At 72.8% G+C, this 18,991-nt stretch carries 14 protein-coding genes; 13 read left to right on the top strand and 1 reads right to left on the bottom strand.

Translation table 11 applies throughout. From position 1 onward, the window contains the following. Window positions 1-64: 64 nt before the first annotated feature. Complete coding sequence (locus ACZ5GP_RS19465) at window positions 65-601, bottom strand: HNH endonuclease (RefSeq protein ID WP_358589312.1); 537 nt, start codon at window positions 599-601, stop codon at window positions 65-67. A 256-nt stretch (window positions 602-857) separates the two neighbouring features. Between ACZ5GP_RS19465 and ACZ5GP_RS19460 the strand changes: the two genes are divergently transcribed. The 13 genes from ACZ5GP_RS19460 (at window position 858) to ACZ5GP_RS19400 (ending at window position 18,929) form a co-directional block, all read left to right on the top strand. Continuing rightward, window positions 858-1,994: a mechanosensitive ion channel family protein gene (locus tag ACZ5GP_RS19460; protein ID WP_468752015.1), complete on the top strand. Its 1,137-nt coding sequence runs from the start codon at window positions 858-860 to the stop codon at window positions 1,992-1,994. A gap of 246 nt (window positions 1,995-2,240) precedes the next feature. Beyond that, a complete protein-coding gene (locus ACZ5GP_RS19455; protein ID WP_468752014.1) occupies window positions 2,241-3,869 on the top strand; it encodes an MFS transporter in 1,629 nt (542 codons plus the stop codon). A gap of 155 nt (window positions 3,870-4,024) precedes the next feature. After that, window positions 4,025-5,179 (top strand): ROK family transcriptional regulator, encoded by a 1,155-nt coding sequence (locus ACZ5GP_RS19450; protein WP_468752013.1) that lies wholly within the window; start codon window positions 4,025-4,027, stop codon window positions 5,177-5,179. Between the two features lie 55 nt (window positions 5,180-5,234). Continuing rightward, complete coding sequence (locus tag ACZ5GP_RS19445) at window positions 5,235-6,575, top strand: ABC transporter substrate-binding protein (RefSeq protein ID WP_468752012.1); 1,341 nt, start codon at window positions 5,235-5,237, stop codon at window positions 6,573-6,575. 11 nt (window positions 6,576-6,586) lie between these two features. After that, window positions 6,587-7,522 (top strand): carbohydrate ABC transporter permease, encoded by a 936-nt coding sequence (locus ACZ5GP_RS19440; protein WP_468752011.1) that lies wholly within the window; start codon window positions 6,587-6,589, stop codon window positions 7,520-7,522. Window positions 7,523-7,528: 6 nt separating this feature from the next. Beyond that, window positions 7,529-8,434, top strand: coding sequence for a carbohydrate ABC transporter permease (locus tag ACZ5GP_RS19435; RefSeq protein WP_468752010.1), 906 nt, complete (start codon window positions 7,529-7,531; stop codon window positions 8,432-8,434). An 8-nt stretch (window positions 8,435-8,442) separates the two neighbouring features. Further along, on the top strand, window positions 8,443-9,708 hold the full coding sequence (locus ACZ5GP_RS19430) for a 6-phospho-beta-glucosidase (RefSeq protein ID WP_468752009.1): 1,266 nt from the start codon (window positions 8,443-8,445) through the stop codon (window positions 9,706-9,708). Next, window positions 9,699-10,694: an N-acetylglucosamine kinase gene (locus tag ACZ5GP_RS19425; protein WP_468752008.1), complete on the top strand. Its 996-nt coding sequence runs from the start codon at window positions 9,699-9,701 to the stop codon at window positions 10,692-10,694. Before ACZ5GP_RS19430 ends, ACZ5GP_RS19425 begins: the two co-directional genes overlap by 10 nt. Window positions 10,695-11,115: 421 nt before the next feature. After that, complete coding sequence (locus ACZ5GP_RS19420; RefSeq protein ID WP_468752007.1) at window positions 11,116-12,612, top strand: hypothetical protein; 1,497 nt, start codon at window positions 11,116-11,118, stop codon at window positions 12,610-12,612. A gap of 32 nt (window positions 12,613-12,644) precedes the next feature. Further along, window positions 12,645-13,631, top strand: a complete 987-nt coding sequence (locus tag ACZ5GP_RS19415; RefSeq protein ID WP_468752006.1) for a glutamate ABC transporter substrate-binding protein — start codon at window positions 12,645-12,647, stop codon at window positions 13,629-13,631. A gap of 70 nt (window positions 13,632-13,701) precedes the next feature. Next, window positions 13,702-15,021 (top strand): coiled-coil domain-containing protein, encoded by a 1,320-nt coding sequence (locus ACZ5GP_RS19410; protein ID WP_468752005.1) that lies wholly within the window; start codon window positions 13,702-13,704, stop codon window positions 15,019-15,021. Next, window positions 15,018-17,552 carry a serine/threonine-protein kinase gene (locus ACZ5GP_RS19405; protein ID WP_468752004.1) on the top strand — a complete coding sequence of 845 codons (2,535 nt, stop codon included), beginning with the start codon at window positions 15,018-15,020 and terminating at the stop codon, window positions 17,550-17,552. Before ACZ5GP_RS19410 ends, ACZ5GP_RS19405 begins: the two co-directional genes overlap by 4 nt. 3 nt (window positions 17,553-17,555) lie before the next feature. Continuing rightward, complete coding sequence (locus tag ACZ5GP_RS19400) at window positions 17,556-18,929, top strand: PP2C family protein-serine/threonine phosphatase (RefSeq protein WP_468752003.1); 1,374 nt, start codon at window positions 17,556-17,558, stop codon at window positions 18,927-18,929. Window positions 18,930-18,991: the final 62 nt, after the last annotated feature.

The raw sequence follows: 18,991 nt of genomic DNA, 5'->3' as shown, positions 1-18,991 counted from the left end.
GGCCGCGCACACCCCCCTCCCCGCCGCGCACAAACTCGCGTACGAGTAGGGCCCGAGTCGTCGGCTAGGCGGAAATGCCGTCGATCCGGGCCAGCGCGTCGTCCGCGCCGAACGGCTGCAGGTACGGCAGCCAGCGCGGATCGCGGTGTCCGGTCCCGATGATGCGCCAGGCGAGCCCCGAGGGCGGCGCGGGCTTGTGCCGCAGCCGCCAGCCCAGTTCCATGAGGTGCCGGTCGGCCTTGACGTGGTTGCAGCGGCGGCAGGACGCCACCACGTTGTCCCAGGCGTGGCGGCCGCCCCGGCTCTTGGGAATGACGTGGTCGACGCTGGTTGCGACGCCACCGCAGTACATGCACCGACCGCCGTCGCGGGCGAACAGCGCCCGCCTGGTCAGCGGGACGGGCCCCCGGTAGGGGACCCGGACGAACCGCTTGAGGCGGACCACGCTGGGTGCGGGGACGGTGCGCTTCTCGCTGTGCATGAAGGCGCCGGACTCCTCGAGGCAGAGAGCCTTGTTCTCCAGGACGAGGACGAGCGCGCGGCGGAGCGGTACGACGCCGAGCGGCTCGTACGACGCGTTGAGGACCAGGACATGCGGCACGGATGCCTCCTTGTACGCCGGCGGCGCGTGGCTCGCGCCGGGACGATCCGGCTGTCAGTCTCCCCTCATGCCTGGTAGCGGCGCCACCATGTACCGGTAACGGGCTCGAAGTGTTTTCGACCACAGGGGCGCCGCACCGGCACGCCACCTGGTTCCTGCCCAGGTGAGCACCGTCTCTCCCTCGAACATGACGACGATCCCCACACAATGCCCCGTTAGTGTGGTGGGTCTGCCCGGTCCCCCCGGTCCCACGTCGATGACATCTTCTCCGCCGGGCAGGCCGCGATACCTGGAGGTACCTGCCGTGCTCTTGTCCGTCCTGTCGGCAGCCGGAGCGGACCCGGACGACACCCCGTCCCCGACGCCGAAGCCCCCCTCGTTCGAGGACGCCCAGGAGAGCGCGGGGAACGCGGCGAGCTGGGTCGAGCAGAACTGGTCCACATGGCTCGGCATCGGTCTGCGGATCGTGCTGATCATCGCGATAGCGGTCGTCCTGCGCATCCTCGTCCGGCGTGCCATCACCAAGCTCATAGACCGCATGAACCGCACGGCGAACGCCGTCGACGGCACGGCGCTCGGCGGGCTCCTGGTGAACGTGGAGCGGCGCCGCCAGCGCTCGCAGGCCATCGGGTCCGTGCTCCGCTCGGTGGCGTCGTTCCTGATCCTCGGCACCGCGGCCCTGATGATCCTCGGCGCCTTCGAGATCAACCTCGCGCCGCTGCTCGCCTCGGCGGGTGTGGCGGGCGTCGCGATCGGTTTCGGTGCCCGCAATCTCGTCACGGACTTCCTCTCCGGCGTCTTCATGATCCTGGAGGACCAGTACGGCGTCGGCGACTCGATCGACGCGGGCGTCGCCTCCGGCGAGGTCATCGAGGTCGGCCTGCGCGTCACCAAGCTGCGCGGCGAGAACGGCGAGATCTGGTACGTGCGCAACGGCGAGGTCAAGCGCATCGGGAACCTCTCCCAGGGCTGGTCCACGGCGGGCGTCGACGTGACGGTCCGTTCGGACGAGGACCTGGACAAGGTGCGGGCGACCCTGGCCGAGGTCGGCGAGGCCATCGCGAAGGACGAGCCGTGGAACGAGCGCCTGTGGGGCCCGGTGGAGATCCTCGGCCTGGACAGTGTGCTCCTGGACTCCATGGTGGTGCGCGTCGCGGCGAAGACGATGCCGGGCCAGTCCCTGGGTGTCGAGCGGGAGCTGCGCTGGCGCATCAAGCGGGCCTTCGACGAGGCGGGCATCCGCATCGTCGGCGGGCTGCCCGCCCAGCCCGCCGAGGAGCCGGGCGCGGACCCGGCGGCGGGCGTCGCCGCCCCCTCCGCGTACGCCTCGACGACCTCGCCCCAGTCCCTGGCGACCGCGCCGATCACCCCGCCGCCGAACCTCGCGAAGTAACCCGCCTGTCCCCGCGTCGATGGGGGCGCCCGGAGAAATCTCCGGGCGCCCCCATTTTGTGTTTCCCATGAAACGCGATTCCCTATCGACGGGAATTGACAGGGTGCATTCGATATGCCCTTGCCGTCCTTTCCGCCCTTGCGAAAGAGGGCATTTTCTGCCCTCGGAGATTCAATTGACAGGGGTCGCGAAATTGCTTACGGTCCCCTCGCATCAGGTTTCCGCCGAGCACTCCCGAGGACATTCATGACCGCTTCCCCCGCCTTGCCGAAATTCAGGCAGCAATTGATTCTCGCCGTTCTCATGCTGTGCTCACTGCTGATCTGGCTGGACAACACCATCCTGAGCACGGCCCTGGAGACGCTGGCGGACCCGGTCCGCGGGCTGGACGCCGGACCGGCCGCGCTGCAATGGGCCACCGGCTCGTACACCCTGGCCTTCGCCACCTTGATGTTCACCGCGGGCGCGCTGGGCGACCGTTTCGGCCATCGGACCGTGCTGGTCGGCGGCCTCGTCGTGTTCGCCGGGTCCTCGGTGTGGGCGGCGTACGCGGGCGACGCGGGGCAGTTGGTCGCCGCCCGGGCCGCGATGGGCGTGGGCAGCGCGCTGATCATGCCCGCCAACCTCGCCATCCTGATGTGGACCTTCACCGGTCCCGCGCGGACCACCGCCATCGCCGTCTCCTCGGCGGCCACCGGGGTCGGAATGGCCGCGGGACCGGTGTTGGCGGGGGTGCTCCTGGACCACTTCTGGTGGGGTTCGGTCTTTCTCGTCAATGTCCCGGTCGTCGTCCTCGCGCTCGCCGGGATCGCCCTGCTGGTGCCGAATTTCCGCAGCCCCACCCGGCGCCCCCTCGACCCGGCCGGAATGCTGCTGTCGATCAGCGGACTCTCGGCGCTGGCCTATGGGTTGATCCGGGCGGGGCAGGTGGCCGCCTGGGGACATGCGGACGTCTGGGCGCCGATCGCCCTCGGAGTGGTCCTGCTGACCGTTTTCGTACGCGTCGAACTGCGCGTCGAGGCGCCCAGCTTCGATCCCCGGCTGCTCGCGCGCCGGGCCTTCGGCGGGGGCAACGCGGCGCTCGGCCTGCTGCTGTTCGCCATGACCGCCGTCACCTTCTACCACGCGTTCTACTTGCAGGGCGCCCGTGGCTACACGCCGATGGAGGCGGGCCTGGCCGGTCTGCCCACCGCGGTCGGCGCCACCCTCGGGGCGACCGTCGGCGCGCGCCTGGTGCGCCGCTGGTCGCTGCTCCTGGTCACCGCGCCCGCGTTGACCGTCGCCGCGCTCACCATGGGCGCGTACGGGCTCCTCGGGCTGCGCACCCCGCTGGGGTGGATCGAGGTCCTGCTGTTCCTCCAGGGCCTCGCCATCGGCATGGTGATCGGCCCGGTATCGGCGGCGCTGATCAGCTCCCTGCCACTGGAGCGGGCCGGCGCCGGGTCGGCCGTCACCAACACCGTGCGGCAGACCGGCAGCGTGATCGGCATCGCGGTCGGCGGCACGATCATGTCGATCGCCTACCAGCGCGCGATCACCCCCTCGCTGAGCGCGGTGCCCGGGCCGGTGCGGGAGCAGGCGCGGGTCTCCGCCGAACAGGCCCGGCACGTCGCCGCCGCGACCCACCGGCCGGCGCTCGCGCACGCCGCCGACGAGGCCTTCCTGCACGCCATGCACGTCGGCGCCGTCTGGATCATGCTCGTCGCCCTCCTCGGTGCGGCCGTGCTGGTATTCGCCCTGCGCCCGGCCGTCGGCCCCGCCGGTCCGAAGCGGCGGGCGGCACGGGAGGGCACCCGGGCAGGGGAAGGGACCCCGGCGGCGGAAAGGGCGCCGGCCGGGGAAGGGTCCCCGGCCGGGGAGGCGGCCGCCCCCTGACCAGGTGCTTTCCACGCACCCCAGCACCCCCGCAGGTAACGACTTGGTTGCCGCGGGGGCGCCCGCTATTGACGGCCCATTCACGCCAGCCTTACGGTCCTCACGAATTGGAAACTTTCCTAACAGTTAGCGGCCACCGAAAGGCAGGTGTCGTCATGGCGGCAGGCACCCCGGGGACCCCGGGGACGCCGCGCGTCCTGCGCGCGATGAACGACCGGGCCGTACTCGACCTCCTGGTGGCCCAGGGACCGCTGACCCGCACCCGCATCGGCGAGCTGACGGGCCTGTCCAAGCCGACCACCTCCCAGCTCCTCGGCCGCCTCGAAACCGCCGGGCTCGTCCACACCACCGGCAGCCTCAGCGGCCGCCCGGGACCCAACGCGCTGCTGTACGAGATCGACCCCACCGCCGGGCACGTCGCCGCCCTGTCCGCCGACCCGACCGGCATCACCGCACAGGTCGCCGACATCACCGGCACCGTCCTCGGCACCGAACGCGTGGAGGCCGAAGCCGTCGCCGAGGACGTCCGCCACCGCACCGCCCAGCTCGTCACCGAGGCCGTCGACGGCGCGCTGCGCGAGGCGGGCCTGCGCCACGAGGACCTGCGGGCCGCGGTGATCGGCACCCCCGGCGCCATCGACCCGCAGACCGGCCAGCTGCGCTACGCCCCGCACCTGCCCGGCTGGCACTCCCGCACCCTGCGCGACGACCTCGCCGCGGTGCTCGGCACCCCCGTGGCCATCGAGAACGACGTCAATCTGGCCGCCGTCGCCGAGCAGTACGAAGGCGCCGCCCAGGACCACGACAACTACGTCCTGACCTGGCTGGACGAAGGCGTCGGCGCGGCCATCGTGCTCGGCGGCACCCTGCTGCGCGGCGCCACCGGCGGCGCCGGCGAGATCGGCTACATGCCGCTGCCGGGCGCCCCGCTCGCCAAGGGCGGCCCCGCCGGCGACGGCGGATTCGAGAGCCTGGTCGCCGCCGAGGTCGTCCGCGGCCTCGCCGGCCCCGGCGCCACGCTCACGGACGTCTTCGCCGACGACGCCCTCCTCGCCGAGGTCGCCCGCCGCATCGCCACCGGCATCGCGGCGGTGGTCGCCGTGGTCGACCCGGAACTCGTCGTGCTCTCCGGCTCGGTGGCCCAGGCCGGCGGCGACACGCTGCGGGTCCTCGTCGAGGAGGAGCTGACCGGGCTCGCCCTGCCCCGCCCCCAGATCCGCGTCAGCGAGCTGGCCGGCGACCCGATCCTCACCGGCGCGCTCCGCTCGGCCCTCACGCAGGCCCGCGACCAGGTCTTCGACACGGCCTGAGCCCCACCCCCGTACGGACCACACCTCCCCTTCCCCTCCGCAAAGGAAGTCCGCCATGCCGCGATGGCGCATGACCACCCGCGCGTCCGCGGCGCTCGCCGCAGCCGGTCTGTTGCTCGCCGGCTGCGCCAACCCGAGCGTCGGCAGCGCCCACGACGACCCGACCGAGCCGGTCACGCTGACGTTCTGGCACGGCTGGGCGACACCCGGCGAGGTCAAGGCGGTCAACGAGAGCATCGAGCGGTTCGAGGAGCTGCACCCGAACATCAAGGTGCGCGCCACGGGCAACGTCTCCGACGCCACCGTCAACCAGGCCCTGCGCGCGGGCGGCGACAAGGCCCCCGACGTCGTGTCGTCGTTCACCACCAACAACGTCGGGCAGTACTGCGACTCGGGGATGTGGGTCGACCTCGACCCGTTCTTGAAGAAGAGCGGCGTGGACAAGAAGAAGGTCTTCCCGAAGACGCTGCTCGACTACACCGGCTACGAGGGCAACCAGTGCGCCCTGCCGCTGCTCGCCGACGCCTTCGGCATGTACTACAACAAGGACGCCTTCAAGAAGGCCGGCGTCGAGCGGCCGCCGCGCACCATGTCCGAGTTCGAGCGGGTCGCCAGGAAGCTCACGGTGCGCAGCGGCAAGGACTCGTACCAGCAGGTCGGGTTCATGCCCAACTTCCGCCTGTACCAGAACAGTCCGGACCGCCTCTTCGCGCAGTGGGGGCCCACGTACTTCGCCGAGGACGGCACGTCACGGCTGGCCGAGGAGCCGGCGACGTACAAGTTCCTGAAGACCGCCCGCCAACTCGCCGACGCGCAGGGCGGCTTCGACGACCTGGAGAAGTTCCGGCTCACCTTCGGCGACGAGATGTCCAGCCAGAACGCCTTCCTGACGCAGAAGATCGCCATGCACCTGGACGGCGAGTGGCGCGGGCTCATGCTCAAGGACGCCAAGGCGGACTTCGACTGGGGCGTCGCGCCGCTGCCCGTGCCCGACGACCAGGCGGACACCTACGGGCGCGGCTTCATCACCGGCACCGTCGCCGGCATCGCGCACAGCAGCAAGCACCAGAACGCCGCGTGGGAGCTGGTGAAGTTCCTGACCACGGACACGGACCAGGTCGTGGACTTCGCCAACGCCATCCACAACGTGCCCTCCACGTACGCCGCGCTGAAATCGCCGCGCCTGGACGCCGACCCGACCTTCCGGGCCTTCTTCGAGATCCTGCGGAACAAGCACAGCAAGGCCCTGCCGCCCTCCACCAACGGCGGCGCGTACGTGGTCTCGCTGATGGACTTCGCCTACTCCGCCGAGGCCGGGCGCGTCCCCGACCTGCGCGAGGGGCTGAAGAAACTCGACGACCAGATCGACGCCGACACGCTCCAGTCGAAGAGCTGAGGACCCCACCCATGGCACTGTCCCTCTCCAACCCGGCGCGCCGCAGACTGCGCACGCTCGGCTTCCTGTCCCCCTGGCTGGTCGGCTTCAGCGTCTTCTTCGCGTATCCGCTGCTCGCGACCGTGTACTTCTCGTTCATGCACTACAACCAGATCAAGGAGCCCACCTTCGTGGGCCTCAGGAACTGGCGGTACGTGTTCGAGCAGATGCCGCTGTTCGGGCCCGCCCTGTGGAACACCCTCTGGCTCGTGGTGGTCATGGTGGCGCTGCGGGTGGTCTTCGGGCTCTCGCTCGGGCTGCTCGTCACGAAGATCAAGACGGGCGTCGGCCTCTTCCGCACCGCCTTCTACCTCCCCTACCTCGCCCCGCCGGTGGCCGCCACCGTCGCCTTCGTGTTCCTGCTCAACCCGGGCACGGGCCCGGTCAACGAGATCCTGGACGCGATCGGCATCACCGCGCCCAACTGGTTCAACGACCCCGACTGGGCCAAACCCTCGCTGGTGCTGCTCTCCCTGTGGGGCATCGGCGACCTCATGGTCATCTTCATGGCCGCGCTGCTCGACGTCCCCAAGGAGCAGTACGAGGCGGCGGACCTGGACGGCGCCGGGGCGTGGGCGAAGTTCCGCTACGTCACCTGGCCCTCGATCACGCCGATCGTGATGTTCGCCGTGGTCACGGGCGTCGTGCAGACCATGCAGTACTACACGCAGGCCCTGGTCGCGGGGAAGGTCGCCTCCGGGGTCAACGTCGGCCCGGGTTCGGTGATCCAGCCCGGCTACCCGGAGCACTCGACCCTCACGGTCCCCCAGCTCGTCTACTCGATGGGCTTCCAGAACTTCAACACCGGCGCCGCGTGCGTGCTCTCGCTCGTGCTCTTCGCCATCGCCATGGCCGTGACGACGCTCCTGATGCGCAAGCGCTCCGGGCTGCTCGCGGCGGAGGACTGAGGACACATGACGACCACGACCCTGACCGCGCCACCGGCCCCCGGCCGCACCGCCCCCCTGCGGGGCCCCGCCGCAGCCCGCGCCCGCCGCAGGCGGACCCTGCACTGGATCGCCGTCCACAGCGTGGCCATCGCGGTGGCCCTGCTGTTCGTCCTGCCGTTCGTCTTCGTCTTCCTGACGTCGGTGATGAGCGACTCCCAGGCGATGAGCGGCGACCTGTGGCCCGACACCTGGCACTGGTCCAACTACAAGACGGTGTTCGACACCCCCGGCTTCCTCGACTGGTGGCGCAACTCCCTGCTGTACGCGGGCCTCGGCACCCTCTTCACGGTCTGCTCGGCGATACCCGTGGCGTACGCGCTCGCCAAGTTCCGCTTCCGCGGCCGGCGCACCGCGATGATGCTCGTCATCTCCACGATGATGCTGCCGCCGCAGGTCATCGTGATCCCCATGTATCTGGTCTGGGCCCAGCAGCTGCACCTGTCGGGCACGCTGTGGCCGCTGATCATCCCGATGGCGTTCGGCGACGCGTACTCGATCTTCCTGCTGCGGCAGTTCCTCCTCACCATCCCCAAGGAGTACATCGAGTCCGCGAAGATCGACGGCTGCGGCGAGTTCCGCACACTCGTCAAGATCGTCGTACCGATGGCCAAGCCGGGCATCGCCGCCATCGCGCTCTTCCAGTTCTTCTACTGCTGGAACGACTACTTCGGGCCGCAGATCTACGCGGCCCAGAACCCCGGCGCCTGGACACTGAGCTACGGCCTGGAGTCCTTCAAGAGCGCCCACAGCGTCAACTGGAACCTGACCATGGCCGCGACGCTGCTCGTCATGGCGCCGGTCATCGTCGTCTTCTTCTTCGCACAGAAGGCCTTCGTCGAAGGCGTCACCCTCACCGGAGTAAAGGGCTGAGACACGCAATGAAGCTCGCAGTGGTCGGCGGAGGGTCGACCTACACACCCGAACTCATCGACGGATTCGCCCGGTTGAGGGACACCCTGCCGATCGAGGAACTGGTCCTCGTCGACCCGGCCGCCGACCGTCTCGAACTCGTCGGGGGCCTCGCGCGGCGCATCTTCGCCAAGCAGGGCCACCCCGGCCGCATCGTCACCACCTCCGACGTGGACGCGGGCGTCGCCGACGCCGACGCGGTCCTGCTCCAGCTGCGCGTCGGCGGGCAGGCGGCCCGCCAGCAGGACGAGACGTGGCCGCTGGAGTGCGGCTGCGTCGGCCAGGAGACCACCGGCGCCGGCGGCCTCGCGAAGGCGCTGCGCACCGTGCCGGTCGTCCTGGACATCGCCGAGCGCGTCCGGCGCGCCAACCCGGACGCCTGGATCATCGACTTCACCAACCCGGTCGGCATCGTCACCCGGGCGCTGCTCCAGGCCGGGCACAAGGCCGTCGGCCTGTGCAACGTCGCGATCGGCTTCCAGCGGAAGTTCGCCAAACTGCTGGACGTGGCGCCCGCCGAGGTGCACCTGGACCACGTGGGGCTCAACCACCTCACCTGGGAGACCGGCGTACGTCTCGGGGGCCCCCAGGGCGAGGACGTCCTGCCCCGGCTCCTGGAGCAGCACGGGGCGGCCGTCGCCGAGGACCTGCACATGCCGCGCGAGATCGTCGACCGGCTCGGCGTCGTGCCCTCGTACTACCTGCGCTACTACTACCAGCACGACGCGGTGGTCGAGGAGCTGCGGACCAAGCCGTCGCGGGCCGCCGAGGTCGCCGCGATGGAGCGGGAACTGCTGACGATGTACGGCGACCCCGCGCTCGACGAGAAGCCGGAGCTGCTCGCCCAGCGCGGCGGCGCCTTCTACTCGGAGGCGGCGGTCGACCTCGCCGCGTCCCTGCTCGGCAACGGCGGCAGCCCCCACCAGGTGGTGAACACCGTCAACAACGGCACGCTGCCCTTCCTGCCCGACGACGCGGTCATCGAGGTGCAGGCCACGGTGGACGGCTCGGGCGCCCAGCCCCTGCCCGTGCCCCGCCTCGACCCGCTGTACGCCGGGCTCGTCTCCCATGTCACCGCCTACGAGGACCTGGCGCTGCGGGCTGCGCTGCACGGCGGCCGCGACCGCGTCTTCAAGGCGCTGCTCGCCCACCCCCTGGTCGGGCAGTACGCGTACGCCGAGACCCTCACCGACCGCCTGCTCGCCCACAACCGGGAGCACCTGGCGTGGGCGTAGGCGGGAGTGTGCTCGCGATCGACGCGGGCAACAGCAAGACCGACGTCGCGGTGGTCACGGCCGACGGGCGGATCGTCGGCGCGGCCCGCGGCGGCGGGTTCCAACCGCCCCGGGTCGGCGTCGAACCGGCCGTGGACATGCTCGCGCGGGCGGTGACGGCCGCGCTCGCCGAGGCGGGCACCGACACGGTCGAGCACGTCTCGGCGTGCCTGGCCAACGCCGATCTGCCCGTGGAGGAACGGGAGTTGGCCCAGGCGCTCGAGCGTCGCGGCTGGGGCACGTCCGTGGACGTGCGCAACGACACCTTCGCGGTGCTGCGCGCAGGCCTCCTGGAGGACGCGGAGCCGCGGGGCGTGGCCGTGGTGTGCGGGGCGGGCATCAACTGCGTGGGCATGCTGCCGGACGGGCGCACCGCCCGTTTCCCCGCGATCGGCCGGATCTCCGGCGACTGGGGCGGGGGCGGCGGGCTCGCCGAGGAGGCCCTGTGGCACGCGGCGCGGGCCGAGGACGGCCGCGGCGGGCCGACCGCGCTGCGCGTGGCCCTGCCCGGGCACTTCGGGCTGCCGTCCATGTACGCGCTCATCGAGGCGCTGCACCTCGGGCACATCGCCCCGGCCAGGCGGCACGAGCTGACGCCGGTGCTCTTCACGACCGCGGCGGCGGGCGACGCCGTGGCGCGTTCCCTGGTGGACCGGATGGCCGACGAGGTCGTCGCGATGGCGACCGTGGCCCTGGACCGGCTCGGCCTGCTCGACGAGGAGGCGCCGGTGGTGCTGGGCGGCAGCGTCCTCGCGGCACGCCACCCCCAACTGGACGACCGGGTCCGGTCATTGCTCGCGGAACGCGCCCCCAAGGCGGAACCCCGGGTGGTCGTCGCCCGCCCGGTGCTCGGCGCGGCACTCCTCGGCCTCGACCGGACGGGGGCGCCCCCGGAGGTGCACGCGCGCGTCCGCGCCCACTACGAGGACGGCGCGCACCGGCGCTGACCGCCTTTCCCGCCCACGCCGTGTGCGCGGGGACCTGGCCGCCTCGGCCACGTCCCCGCGCGCGAGCCCCTTTTACCCATCGCCGCGCGCGAGGGGCGGGAGCCACCCAGGCCCAGGCCCAGTCGGCCCGGGCCGTGTGCGCCGGGGCCTGGCCGAGGCGGCCGGGCCCGCGCTCCGGTCCTTCCCGCCGACCACCGCGCGCGGGCGGGAGCCAGGCGCAGGCCCCGCGCGGGCGGGAACCAGGCGCCCCCCGATCTCGTGTTCCAGGGCAGGGATCCGCGCAAGATCGGGGCAAGACCTGTGCGAAGGCCCGTGCCTGCGGCAATACTTGCGGCCGTGCACTTCTTCCCGCGCCGGGCCCGTCCCGTGCGGCGCCGGGCGGAAGCAGCCGTCCGATGACCGAGGGGGAGGTCGAGGTCAGGTGACACATCCGCCGAACGGCGGTGCGGCCCCGCCGGGTCCGCCCGTACCGCCGGGCCACGCCCCGGCCCGGCCCGCGCCGACGGCACCCGCCGTCCCGGCCCCGCCGCAGTCTCCAGGCGCGGGGTCCGCCGCGGCGGACCCCGCGCCGCGGGCCGCCGCGCCGCGCCGCACCGCCTGGGCCGAGGGAACCGACCGGCTGCGCGCCGCCGCGACCACGGAGCCGGGCAGGCTGCGGATCATCGGCGCCGTCCTCGCCCTGCTGGTCGTCGCGTTCGGCGCGGTCACCGCCTGGCAGATGACGGACCGCTCGGCCGCCGCGGACGACGTGCTGCACCGCAGCCAGCCGCTGACCTCCGACGCGGCCGCCGTCTACCGCTCGCTGGCCGACGCCAACACCGCGGCGTCCAGCGGCTTCCTGGCGGGCGGCCAGGAACCGGCGGCCGTCCGCGACCGGTACGAGCGGGACATCGAGCGGGCCTCGCACAAGCTCGCGACGGCCGCGTCGAACGCGGGCCCCGACTCCTCCTCGGCCGCCGCCGTCGGCAAGCTGAACAAGCTGCTCCCCCAGTACACGGGCCTGATCGAGCGCGCCCGCGCGAACAACCGCCAGGGCCTGCCGCTCGGCGGCGCCTATCTGCGCTACGCCAACGACAAGATGCAGACGCAGATGCTCCCGGCCGCCGAGAAGCTCTACAAGGCGGAGAACGAACGGCTCGGTTCCGACTACGGCAAGGCCAAGCCCTACCCGTGGCCCGCCCTCGCCCTCGGCGTCCTCGCGCTCGCCGCCCTGCTCTGGGCGCAGCGCCGCAACTACCTCCGCACGAACCGCGTGTTCAACCACGGCCTGCTCGCCGCGAGCGCCGCCACCGCGGCCGTCCTGCTGTGGCTCGTCGCCGGCCACACCTTCGCGCGCTCCGGGCTCGACGACTCCTACGACCACGGCGTGCGGTCCCTGAACGTCCTCAACGACGCCCGGATCAGCTCCCTGAAGGCACGCGGCGACGAGAACCTGACCCTGGTCAGCCGGGGCGCGGAGACCACCGAGGTGCACGGTGAGACCGAGGACAAGTTCGACGTCTCCTACCGCGCGCAGATGAAGCGGCTCGGCGGCGCGGACAGCGGCCTGCTCGGCGAGGCCGCCGACCTCGCCGACGACGCGGCCGGCGAGGGCCCGGTGACCGAGGCCGCGAAGAACGTGGGCGTCTGGAAGGACCGCCACAAGGCGGCCCGCTCCAGCGACGACTCCGGTGACTACCAAGGAGCGCTCGACAAGGTCATAGGCGCCAAGGGCGACGCCCCGACCGGCGAGTGCTTCGACAACGTGGACGCGGCCCTGGACCGGGCCCTGGCGCACGAACAGCGCGAGTTCCAGCAGGCCGCCGAGGACGGCAGGGGCGCCATGACCGGGCTGCCGGTCGGCGCCGCCGTGCTCGCGGTCCTCGGCGCCGCGGGCGCCGTGCTCGGCATCGGCCGCAGGCTTTCGGAGTACCGGTGATGGGGTCAGAGGTGAAAGGGGGCGCGCAGACGATGCGTACCCGACGCGGCACGGCCAGGCTGCGCGGCTGGGGCGGAGTCGGCGCCATGGGTCTCGCCTGCGCGCTGACGGGGACGCTCGTCCTGGCCCTCCCCGCGCACCACGGCGGGCGGACGGCACCGGACGACGGCTCGGGCACCACGGTGGCCTCGCCCGCGCGGGCGGACGCCGACGACTGCAACGACCAGAGCCCGCGCCCCTCGGGCAAGAACGGCCCGACGATCGACGCCATCAAGAACCGCCCGGTCAAGAAGCTGATCGTCGGCGTCGACCAGAACAGCTACCGCTGGGGGTACCGCGACCCGAACAAGAGGGGCGGCGAGCTGGAAGGCTTCGACATCGACCTCGCGCGGAAGATCGCCGAGGAGATCTTCGGCGACCGTGACGCCGTCGTCTTCCGCGCCATCCCCACCAACCAGCGCATCCCCGCCATCGAGAGCGGCCAGGTCGACATGGTGGTGCGCACCATGACCGTCAACTGCGCGCGCCTGGAGCAGGTCGACTTCTCCACCGGGTACTTCGAGACGGGCCAGCAGGTGCTCGCCCCCAAGAAGTCCGGCATCACGGGCTACGACGGAACGCTCAAGGGCAAGCGGGTCTGCTCGGCGGCGGGCTCCATCGCCCTGGAGGAACTCAAGAAGAAGAGCTTCGGTGCCGACATCTCCACCACGGTGCCCAATCAGCTCGACTGCCTGGTGCGGCTCCAGCTCGGTGAGGTGGACGCCGTGGTGACCGACAGCGCGCTCGCCGCGGGCCAGGCCGCACAGGACCCGACGGTCGAGCTGAAGGGCGAGGAGCCGTTCACCACGGAGCACTACGGCGTGGCGATGAAGAAGGGCGCCGACGACCTGGTCCGCCGGGTCAACAAGGTCCTGGACGACTACCGCGAGGACGGCGGCTGGCAGAAGTCCTACGACAAGTGGCTCCGGGGCGGTCTCGGCAAGGTGGCGGGCCCGCCCGAGCCCGAGTACCGCGACTGACGCGGCCCCGGAGCGGGCGACGGACCTGGTAGCACTGAACTTGCGGCAACGCAGAGCGGAGAGGTGATCGATGAGCGTCACGGAACCCCCCGGTCCGGTGATGGACCGGGACGAGGTGGACCGTGCGCTGGCGCGCCTCGACGCCGAGCACGAGGCGATCGAGACCTCGCTCCTCGCCCTCCAGGACCACGCGGGCCGGCGCCTGCTCGAAGGCGCCCGGCTCACCGGCGTCACCCAGGAGCGCTGGGTGGTCACCGAGCAGCGGATCACCCTGCTCTGGGCCTACTTCGACGCCTACGCCGGTGCCCTGCACGCCGCGCGCGAGCTGCGCGCCCGCAGACGCCGGCCGAGCCGCGAGGACCTCGCCGAGCTGACGGAGCTGCTGCGCGGGCAGTCCGTGACCGTCGCGGGCGCCGACGCCGGTGGCACCTCCCCCTCGCTGGACGGCCCCGCCAAGCTCACCGAGCGCTTCACGCTCGAAGAGCTGGTGGCCCGCATGAACGACCTGTACGCGCGCTCCCTGGACATGGTCGTCGCCGCCGACGCCGTGTGGTCGGCGCTGCCCGCCCGCATCGACCTGCTCGCCGCCGAACTGGCCCGCACCCGACACCTCGCGCACTCGGTCGGCGTACGCCCCGGCGAGCACCCCGCCGGCGACGACCTGGAACGCATCACCCGCGCCCTGACGACCCTGCGCGAGCAGGTGGTGAGCGACCCGCTCGCCTTCTGGCGGCGCGCGGAGGGCAGTTCGGCGCCCGGCGGCGGCCGCCCGCACACCGACCGCTACGACCGTGAGGCGCGGGCCTTGGAAGACGTGCGACGCGAGATCGAGGCGGTGCTCACCGTCCGCCAGGACGCGGAGGCCCGCCTCGGCAGGCTGCGCGACCTGCTCTCGCGCGCGGACCGCACCCTGGCGGAGGCCAGGAGCGCCCGCGGCGAGGTCCTCGCGAAGATCGCCGCGTCCGAGGTGCCCGCGGTCAGCGGCCCGCCGACCGCCCTCCAGGAACAGCTGGCACGGGCCGCCGACTACCGCAGGAACGCCCAGTGGCACCGCCTCTCACCACTGCTGGAGTCCCTGGAGGAGAAGGCCGAGGACGAACTGCTGCGCGCCCGCGAGTCGTTGACCGCCGTCACGGCCCCGCTCGCGGTCCGCGCGGAGCTGCGCGGCCGCCTGGACGCGTACAAGGCGAAGGTGGCCCGGCTCGGTCACGCCGAGGACCCGCTGCTGGTCGAGCGGTACGACGCGGCGCGCCGCATGCTGTGGAGCGCGCCCTGTGACCTGCGCGTGGCGGAACAGGCGGTGCTGCGCTACCAGCGGGCGGTCGCCGAGGTGCTCGCGCCGAGGATCCCGCAGCAGGGCGGGACCGCCGACCGGAGGGAGGAAGCGTGAGCGAGCGGCAGTGCCGACGGCCCGGCTGCACGGGGTCGTACGAGGATGTCGGCGGCGGCGAACTGTACTGCGACACGTGCGGTCTCGCCCCGGCGGTCGCGGGGGACGGCACGGTGGGCTCACCGCCCACGGGCATCACGGGCGGCGGCAAGGGGGCGCGGGGCTCGGGCAGTTCGAGCGCCCGCTCGTCATCCCGCTCGTCCCGCTCGTCATCCCGCTCGTCCCGGTCCGCGCGCTCCCAGTCGTCCCGCAGGTCGGTGTCGGGGCGGCTGTCGCGTTCCGCGTCGGGCCGCGCCACCTCCCGCTCGGTGTCGGTGCGCAGCTCGGGCTCGGCGGCCTCCGCCTCGGGGCGCGGGCGGCTCGGCGTCGGCCTGGTCAGCGTGCCGGACGTGCCGCGCCCCGATCCGCGCGGCGCGGTCCTCGACAACCCCGAGGTGCCCGAGCGCAAGCGGTTCTGCTCCCGCTCGGACTGCGGCGCCCCGGTGGGGCGTGCGCGCGGGGAGCGGCCGGGCCGCACCGAGGGGTTCTGCACCAAGTGCGGCCACCCGTACTCCTTCGTGCCGAAGCTGGACCCCGGCGACATCGTGCACGGCCAGTACGAGGTGGTGGGCTGTCTCGCGCACGGCGGCCTCGGCTGGGTGTACCTCGCCGTGGACCGGGCGGTGTCCGACCGCTGGGTGGTCCTCAAGGGCCTGTTGGACACGGGCGACCAGGACGCGATGGCCGCCGCGATCTCCGAACGCCGCTTCCTCGCCGAGATCGAGCACTCCAACATCGTGCGGATCTACAACTTCGTCGAGCACCTCGACCAGCGCACCGGCTCCATGGACGGCTACATCGTCATGGAGTACGTCGGCGGCAAGTCCCTGAAGGAGATCGCCAACGGCCGCCGCACGCCCGACGGCCGACGCGATCCGCTGCCGGTCGAGCAGGCGTGCGCGTACGGCATCGAGGCGCTGGAGGCCCTCGGCCATCTGCACAGCCGCAATCTGCTGTACTGCGACTTCAAGGTCGACAACGCCATCCAGACCGAGGGCCAGCTCAAGGTCATCGACATGGGCGCGGTCCGCAGGATGGACGACGACGAGTCCGCGATCTACGGCACGGTCGGCTACCAGGCGCCCGAAGTCGCCGAGGTGGGGCCCTCGGTGGCCTCCGACCTCTACACGGTCGCGCGCACGCTCGCCGTCCTGACCTTCGACTTCCAGGGCTACACGAACGTGTTCGTGGACTGCCTGCCCGACCCCGACACCATCGAGGTCTTCCGTACGTACGAGTCGTTCTACCGGCTCCTGGTGCGCGCCACCGACCCCGACCCGGCCCGCCGCTTCGCCTCCGCGCAGGAGATGGCCGAGCAGCTCACGGGCGTCCTGCGGGAGGTCGTGGCGCTCCAGACCGGCACGCCGCGCCCCTCGCTGTCCACGCTCTTCGGGCCCGAGGTGAAGGTCACGGACACGGAGCTGTTCGCGGAGCTGTCCGGGGACGTGTCGCGGCTCGGGGCGCGCCCGCCGGCCCCCGCCGGGCCGGGGAGCCGGCGTGAGCTGCCGGCCGCGCCGCCCGCCGCGTCCGTACGGCCGCTGGACGCCGCCGCGACGGCGCTGGCGCTGCCGGTGCCGCACGTCGACCCGAACGACCCGAACGCCGGCTTCCTCGCCGGTCTTCTGGCGTCCGCGCCCGCCGAGCTGATCGCCGCACTCGGGACGGCGCCCGCCGACTCCGTGGAGCTGCGGCTGCGCGGGCTGTGGGCGCGGCTCGCCCTGGGGGAAGCGGCGCTCGCCGCCGAGGCCCTCGCCGACCTGGAGCGACGGCACCCGGACGACTGGCGGGTGGTCTGGTACCGGGGCGTGGCCGCGCTGGCGGGCGGGGACTTCGAGAGCGCCGCGCTCTCCTTCGACGCGGTCTACGACGCGTTCCCCGGCGAGGCGGCGCCGAAGCTGGCGCTCGCCGTGTGCGCGGAGGTCCTCGGCCAGCCGGACAACGCCGCCGAGTACTACCGCCTGGTGTGGGCCACCGACCCCAGTTATGTCAGCGCCGCGTTCGGCCTGGCCCGGGTCCGGTTCGCCGCCGGCGACAGGGCGGGCGCGGTGCGCACCCTGGAGTCGGTGCCGGAGTCGTCCATCCACTACACCGCGGCCCGGGTCGCCGCCGTACGGGCGCGACTTCGCCGGCGCGTGGAGGCGGCGGCGTCGCCCGGTTCGGCGCTCCTGGACGATCTGACGGCCGCGGCCGGGGAGATCGAGGCGCTCGCGGGCTTCGGTCTCGACGCGGTGCGCAGGGAGCGCCTGTCGACCGAGGTACTGGGGACGGCGCTCGACTGGGTACTCTCCGATGGGCACTCTGGTCACGTCTCCGCATCACCGGCCACCACCGGCGCGCGGACCGTGCTGCTCGGCAGCGATCTGGACGAGCGCGGTCTCCGGTTCGGTCTGGAGCGTTCGTACCGGACACTGGCCCGGCTCGCACAGGGTGGCGAGGAGAGGATCGAACTGGTGGAGCGGGCCAACCGTTTCCGCCCCAGGACGTGGGTGTGAGTGATGTCGCAGATGCCCCAACTGTCTGCCTGCCCCAGCTGTGAGGAGCCGCTGGAGTCGGGTGACCTGTTCTGCGGTGCGTGCGGGTACGACCTGTCGGCGGTGCCGGCGCGTCCCACCGCCGCCCCGGAAGCGGGCGCCCCGGACGGGCCCACCGCCGCCCCGGACCGGCCGACCGTCGCCCCGGACGGGCCCGAGGCCGCGGCGGACGGACCCGAGGTCGCGGCGAATCGGCCTGAGGGCGCGGCGAATCAGCCCGCCGAGTGGCCGCTCGCGCCCGAGGCGGACACCTCCGGCACCCCGGCGCCCACCCATCTGCCCACCGATGTGCCCGGCACCGACTCCGCGGGCGTCGAGCTGACGGCACCGCCGCGGAACCCGCCGTCCGCGCCGGCCCCCGACGCCCCGGAGGCGGGCGCCGACCCGCGCACCGCCGCGCCCGACCCCGCCCCGCCTGCCGGCACCAAACTCTGCGTGGCCTGCCGCTCGGGCCGCGTCGACCCCGACGGGTACTGCGAGAACTGCGGGCACGCCCAGCCGCGCGAGCGCGACCACATGGAGGAGGAGCTGGAGACGGTCGCCGCGGTCAGCGACCGGGGCCTGCGCCACCACCGCAACGAGGACGCGTTCGCGATCTCCGCGGCCGCGCTGCCCGACGGCTCCCCCGCCGTCGTCGCGATCGTCTGCGACGGCGTCTCCTCCGCGACCCGCCCCGACGAGGCCTCCCTCGCCGCCTCCCGCGCCGCGAGCGAGTCGCTCCTCGACTCCCTGCCGCGCGGCGTCCACCCGCAGCAGGGCATGCACGAGGCCATCCTGTCGGCCGCCGACGCCGTCAACGCGCTGGCCGCCGAGCCCGCTTCCGCCCGCGAGCACACCCCGCACCAGAACGCGCCGGCCTGCACGCTGGTCGGCGCCGTCGTCGCCGGGGGCCTGCTCGTCGTCGGCTGGGTCGGCGACAGCCGCGCCTACTGGGTGCCCGACGACCGCAGCGGCCCCACCGTCCGCCTCACCGAGGACGACTCGTGGGCCGCGCAGATGGTCGCCGCGGGACTGATGAACGAGGCGGAGGCGTACGCCGACGAGCGCGCGCACGCCATCACCGGCTGGCTGGGCGCCGACGCCTACGAACTGGAGCCGCACACCGCTTCCTTCAAGCCGGACCGCGCCGGCGTGGTCGTGGTCTGCACGGACGGGCTGTGGAACTACGCGGAAGCGGTCGAGGAGATGGCGCGGGCCGTGCCCGCCGACGCCGCCGAACGGCCCCTGCACAGCGCCCAGGTCCTGGTCGGCCACGCGCTGGACGGCGGGGGCCACGACAACGTAACAGTGGCGGTCGTCCCGTTCCCCCACGCGCCACAAGGGGCAGGATCGGCCTAGCGCCGTACGGGAGCCGGGGGGCCGGCCGTGCGGACGCCGACGAAGTGTGAGGATCCGAGGAT

The organism is Streptomyces sp. NPDC031466, from assembly GCF_055581265.1.
Note: the sequence above shows the minus strand (reverse complement) of the source record. Positions and strands in the feature narration are given on the sequence as shown.

Excerpts from the sequence above, each read along its gene's own strand:
- ACZ5GP_RS19430 (WP_468752009.1), top strand. The coding sequence starts at position 8,443 with ATGAAGCTCGCAGTGGTCGGCGGAGGGTCGACCTACACACCCGAACTC.
- ACZ5GP_RS19410 (WP_468752005.1), top strand. The coding sequence starts at position 13,702 with ATGAGCGTCACGGAACCCCCCGGTCCGGTGATGGACCGGGACGAGGTG.
- ACZ5GP_RS19460 (WP_468752015.1), top strand. The coding sequence starts at position 858 with ATGACATCTTCTCCGCCGGGCAGGCCGCGATACCTGGAGGTACCTGCC.
- ACZ5GP_RS19435 (WP_468752010.1), top strand. The coding sequence starts at position 7,529 with ATGACGACCACGACCCTGACCGCGCCACCGGCCCCCGGCCGCACCGCC.
- ACZ5GP_RS19455 (WP_468752014.1), top strand. The coding sequence starts at position 2,241 with ATGACCGCTTCCCCCGCCTTGCCGAAATTCAGGCAGCAATTGATTCTC.
- ACZ5GP_RS19400 (WP_468752003.1), top strand. The coding sequence starts at position 17,556 with ATGTCGCAGATGCCCCAACTGTCTGCCTGCCCCAGCTGTGAGGAGCCG.
- ACZ5GP_RS19415 (WP_468752006.1), top strand. The coding sequence starts at position 12,645 with ATGCGTACCCGACGCGGCACGGCCAGGCTGCGCGGCTGGGGCGGAGTC.
- ACZ5GP_RS19450 (WP_468752013.1), top strand. The coding sequence starts at position 4,025 with ATGGCGGCAGGCACCCCGGGGACCCCGGGGACGCCGCGCGTCCTGCGC.
- ACZ5GP_RS19445 (WP_468752012.1), top strand. The coding sequence starts at position 5,235 with ATGCCGCGATGGCGCATGACCACCCGCGCGTCCGCGGCGCTCGCCGCA.
- ACZ5GP_RS19440 (WP_468752011.1), top strand. The coding sequence starts at position 6,587 with ATGGCACTGTCCCTCTCCAACCCGGCGCGCCGCAGACTGCGCACGCTC.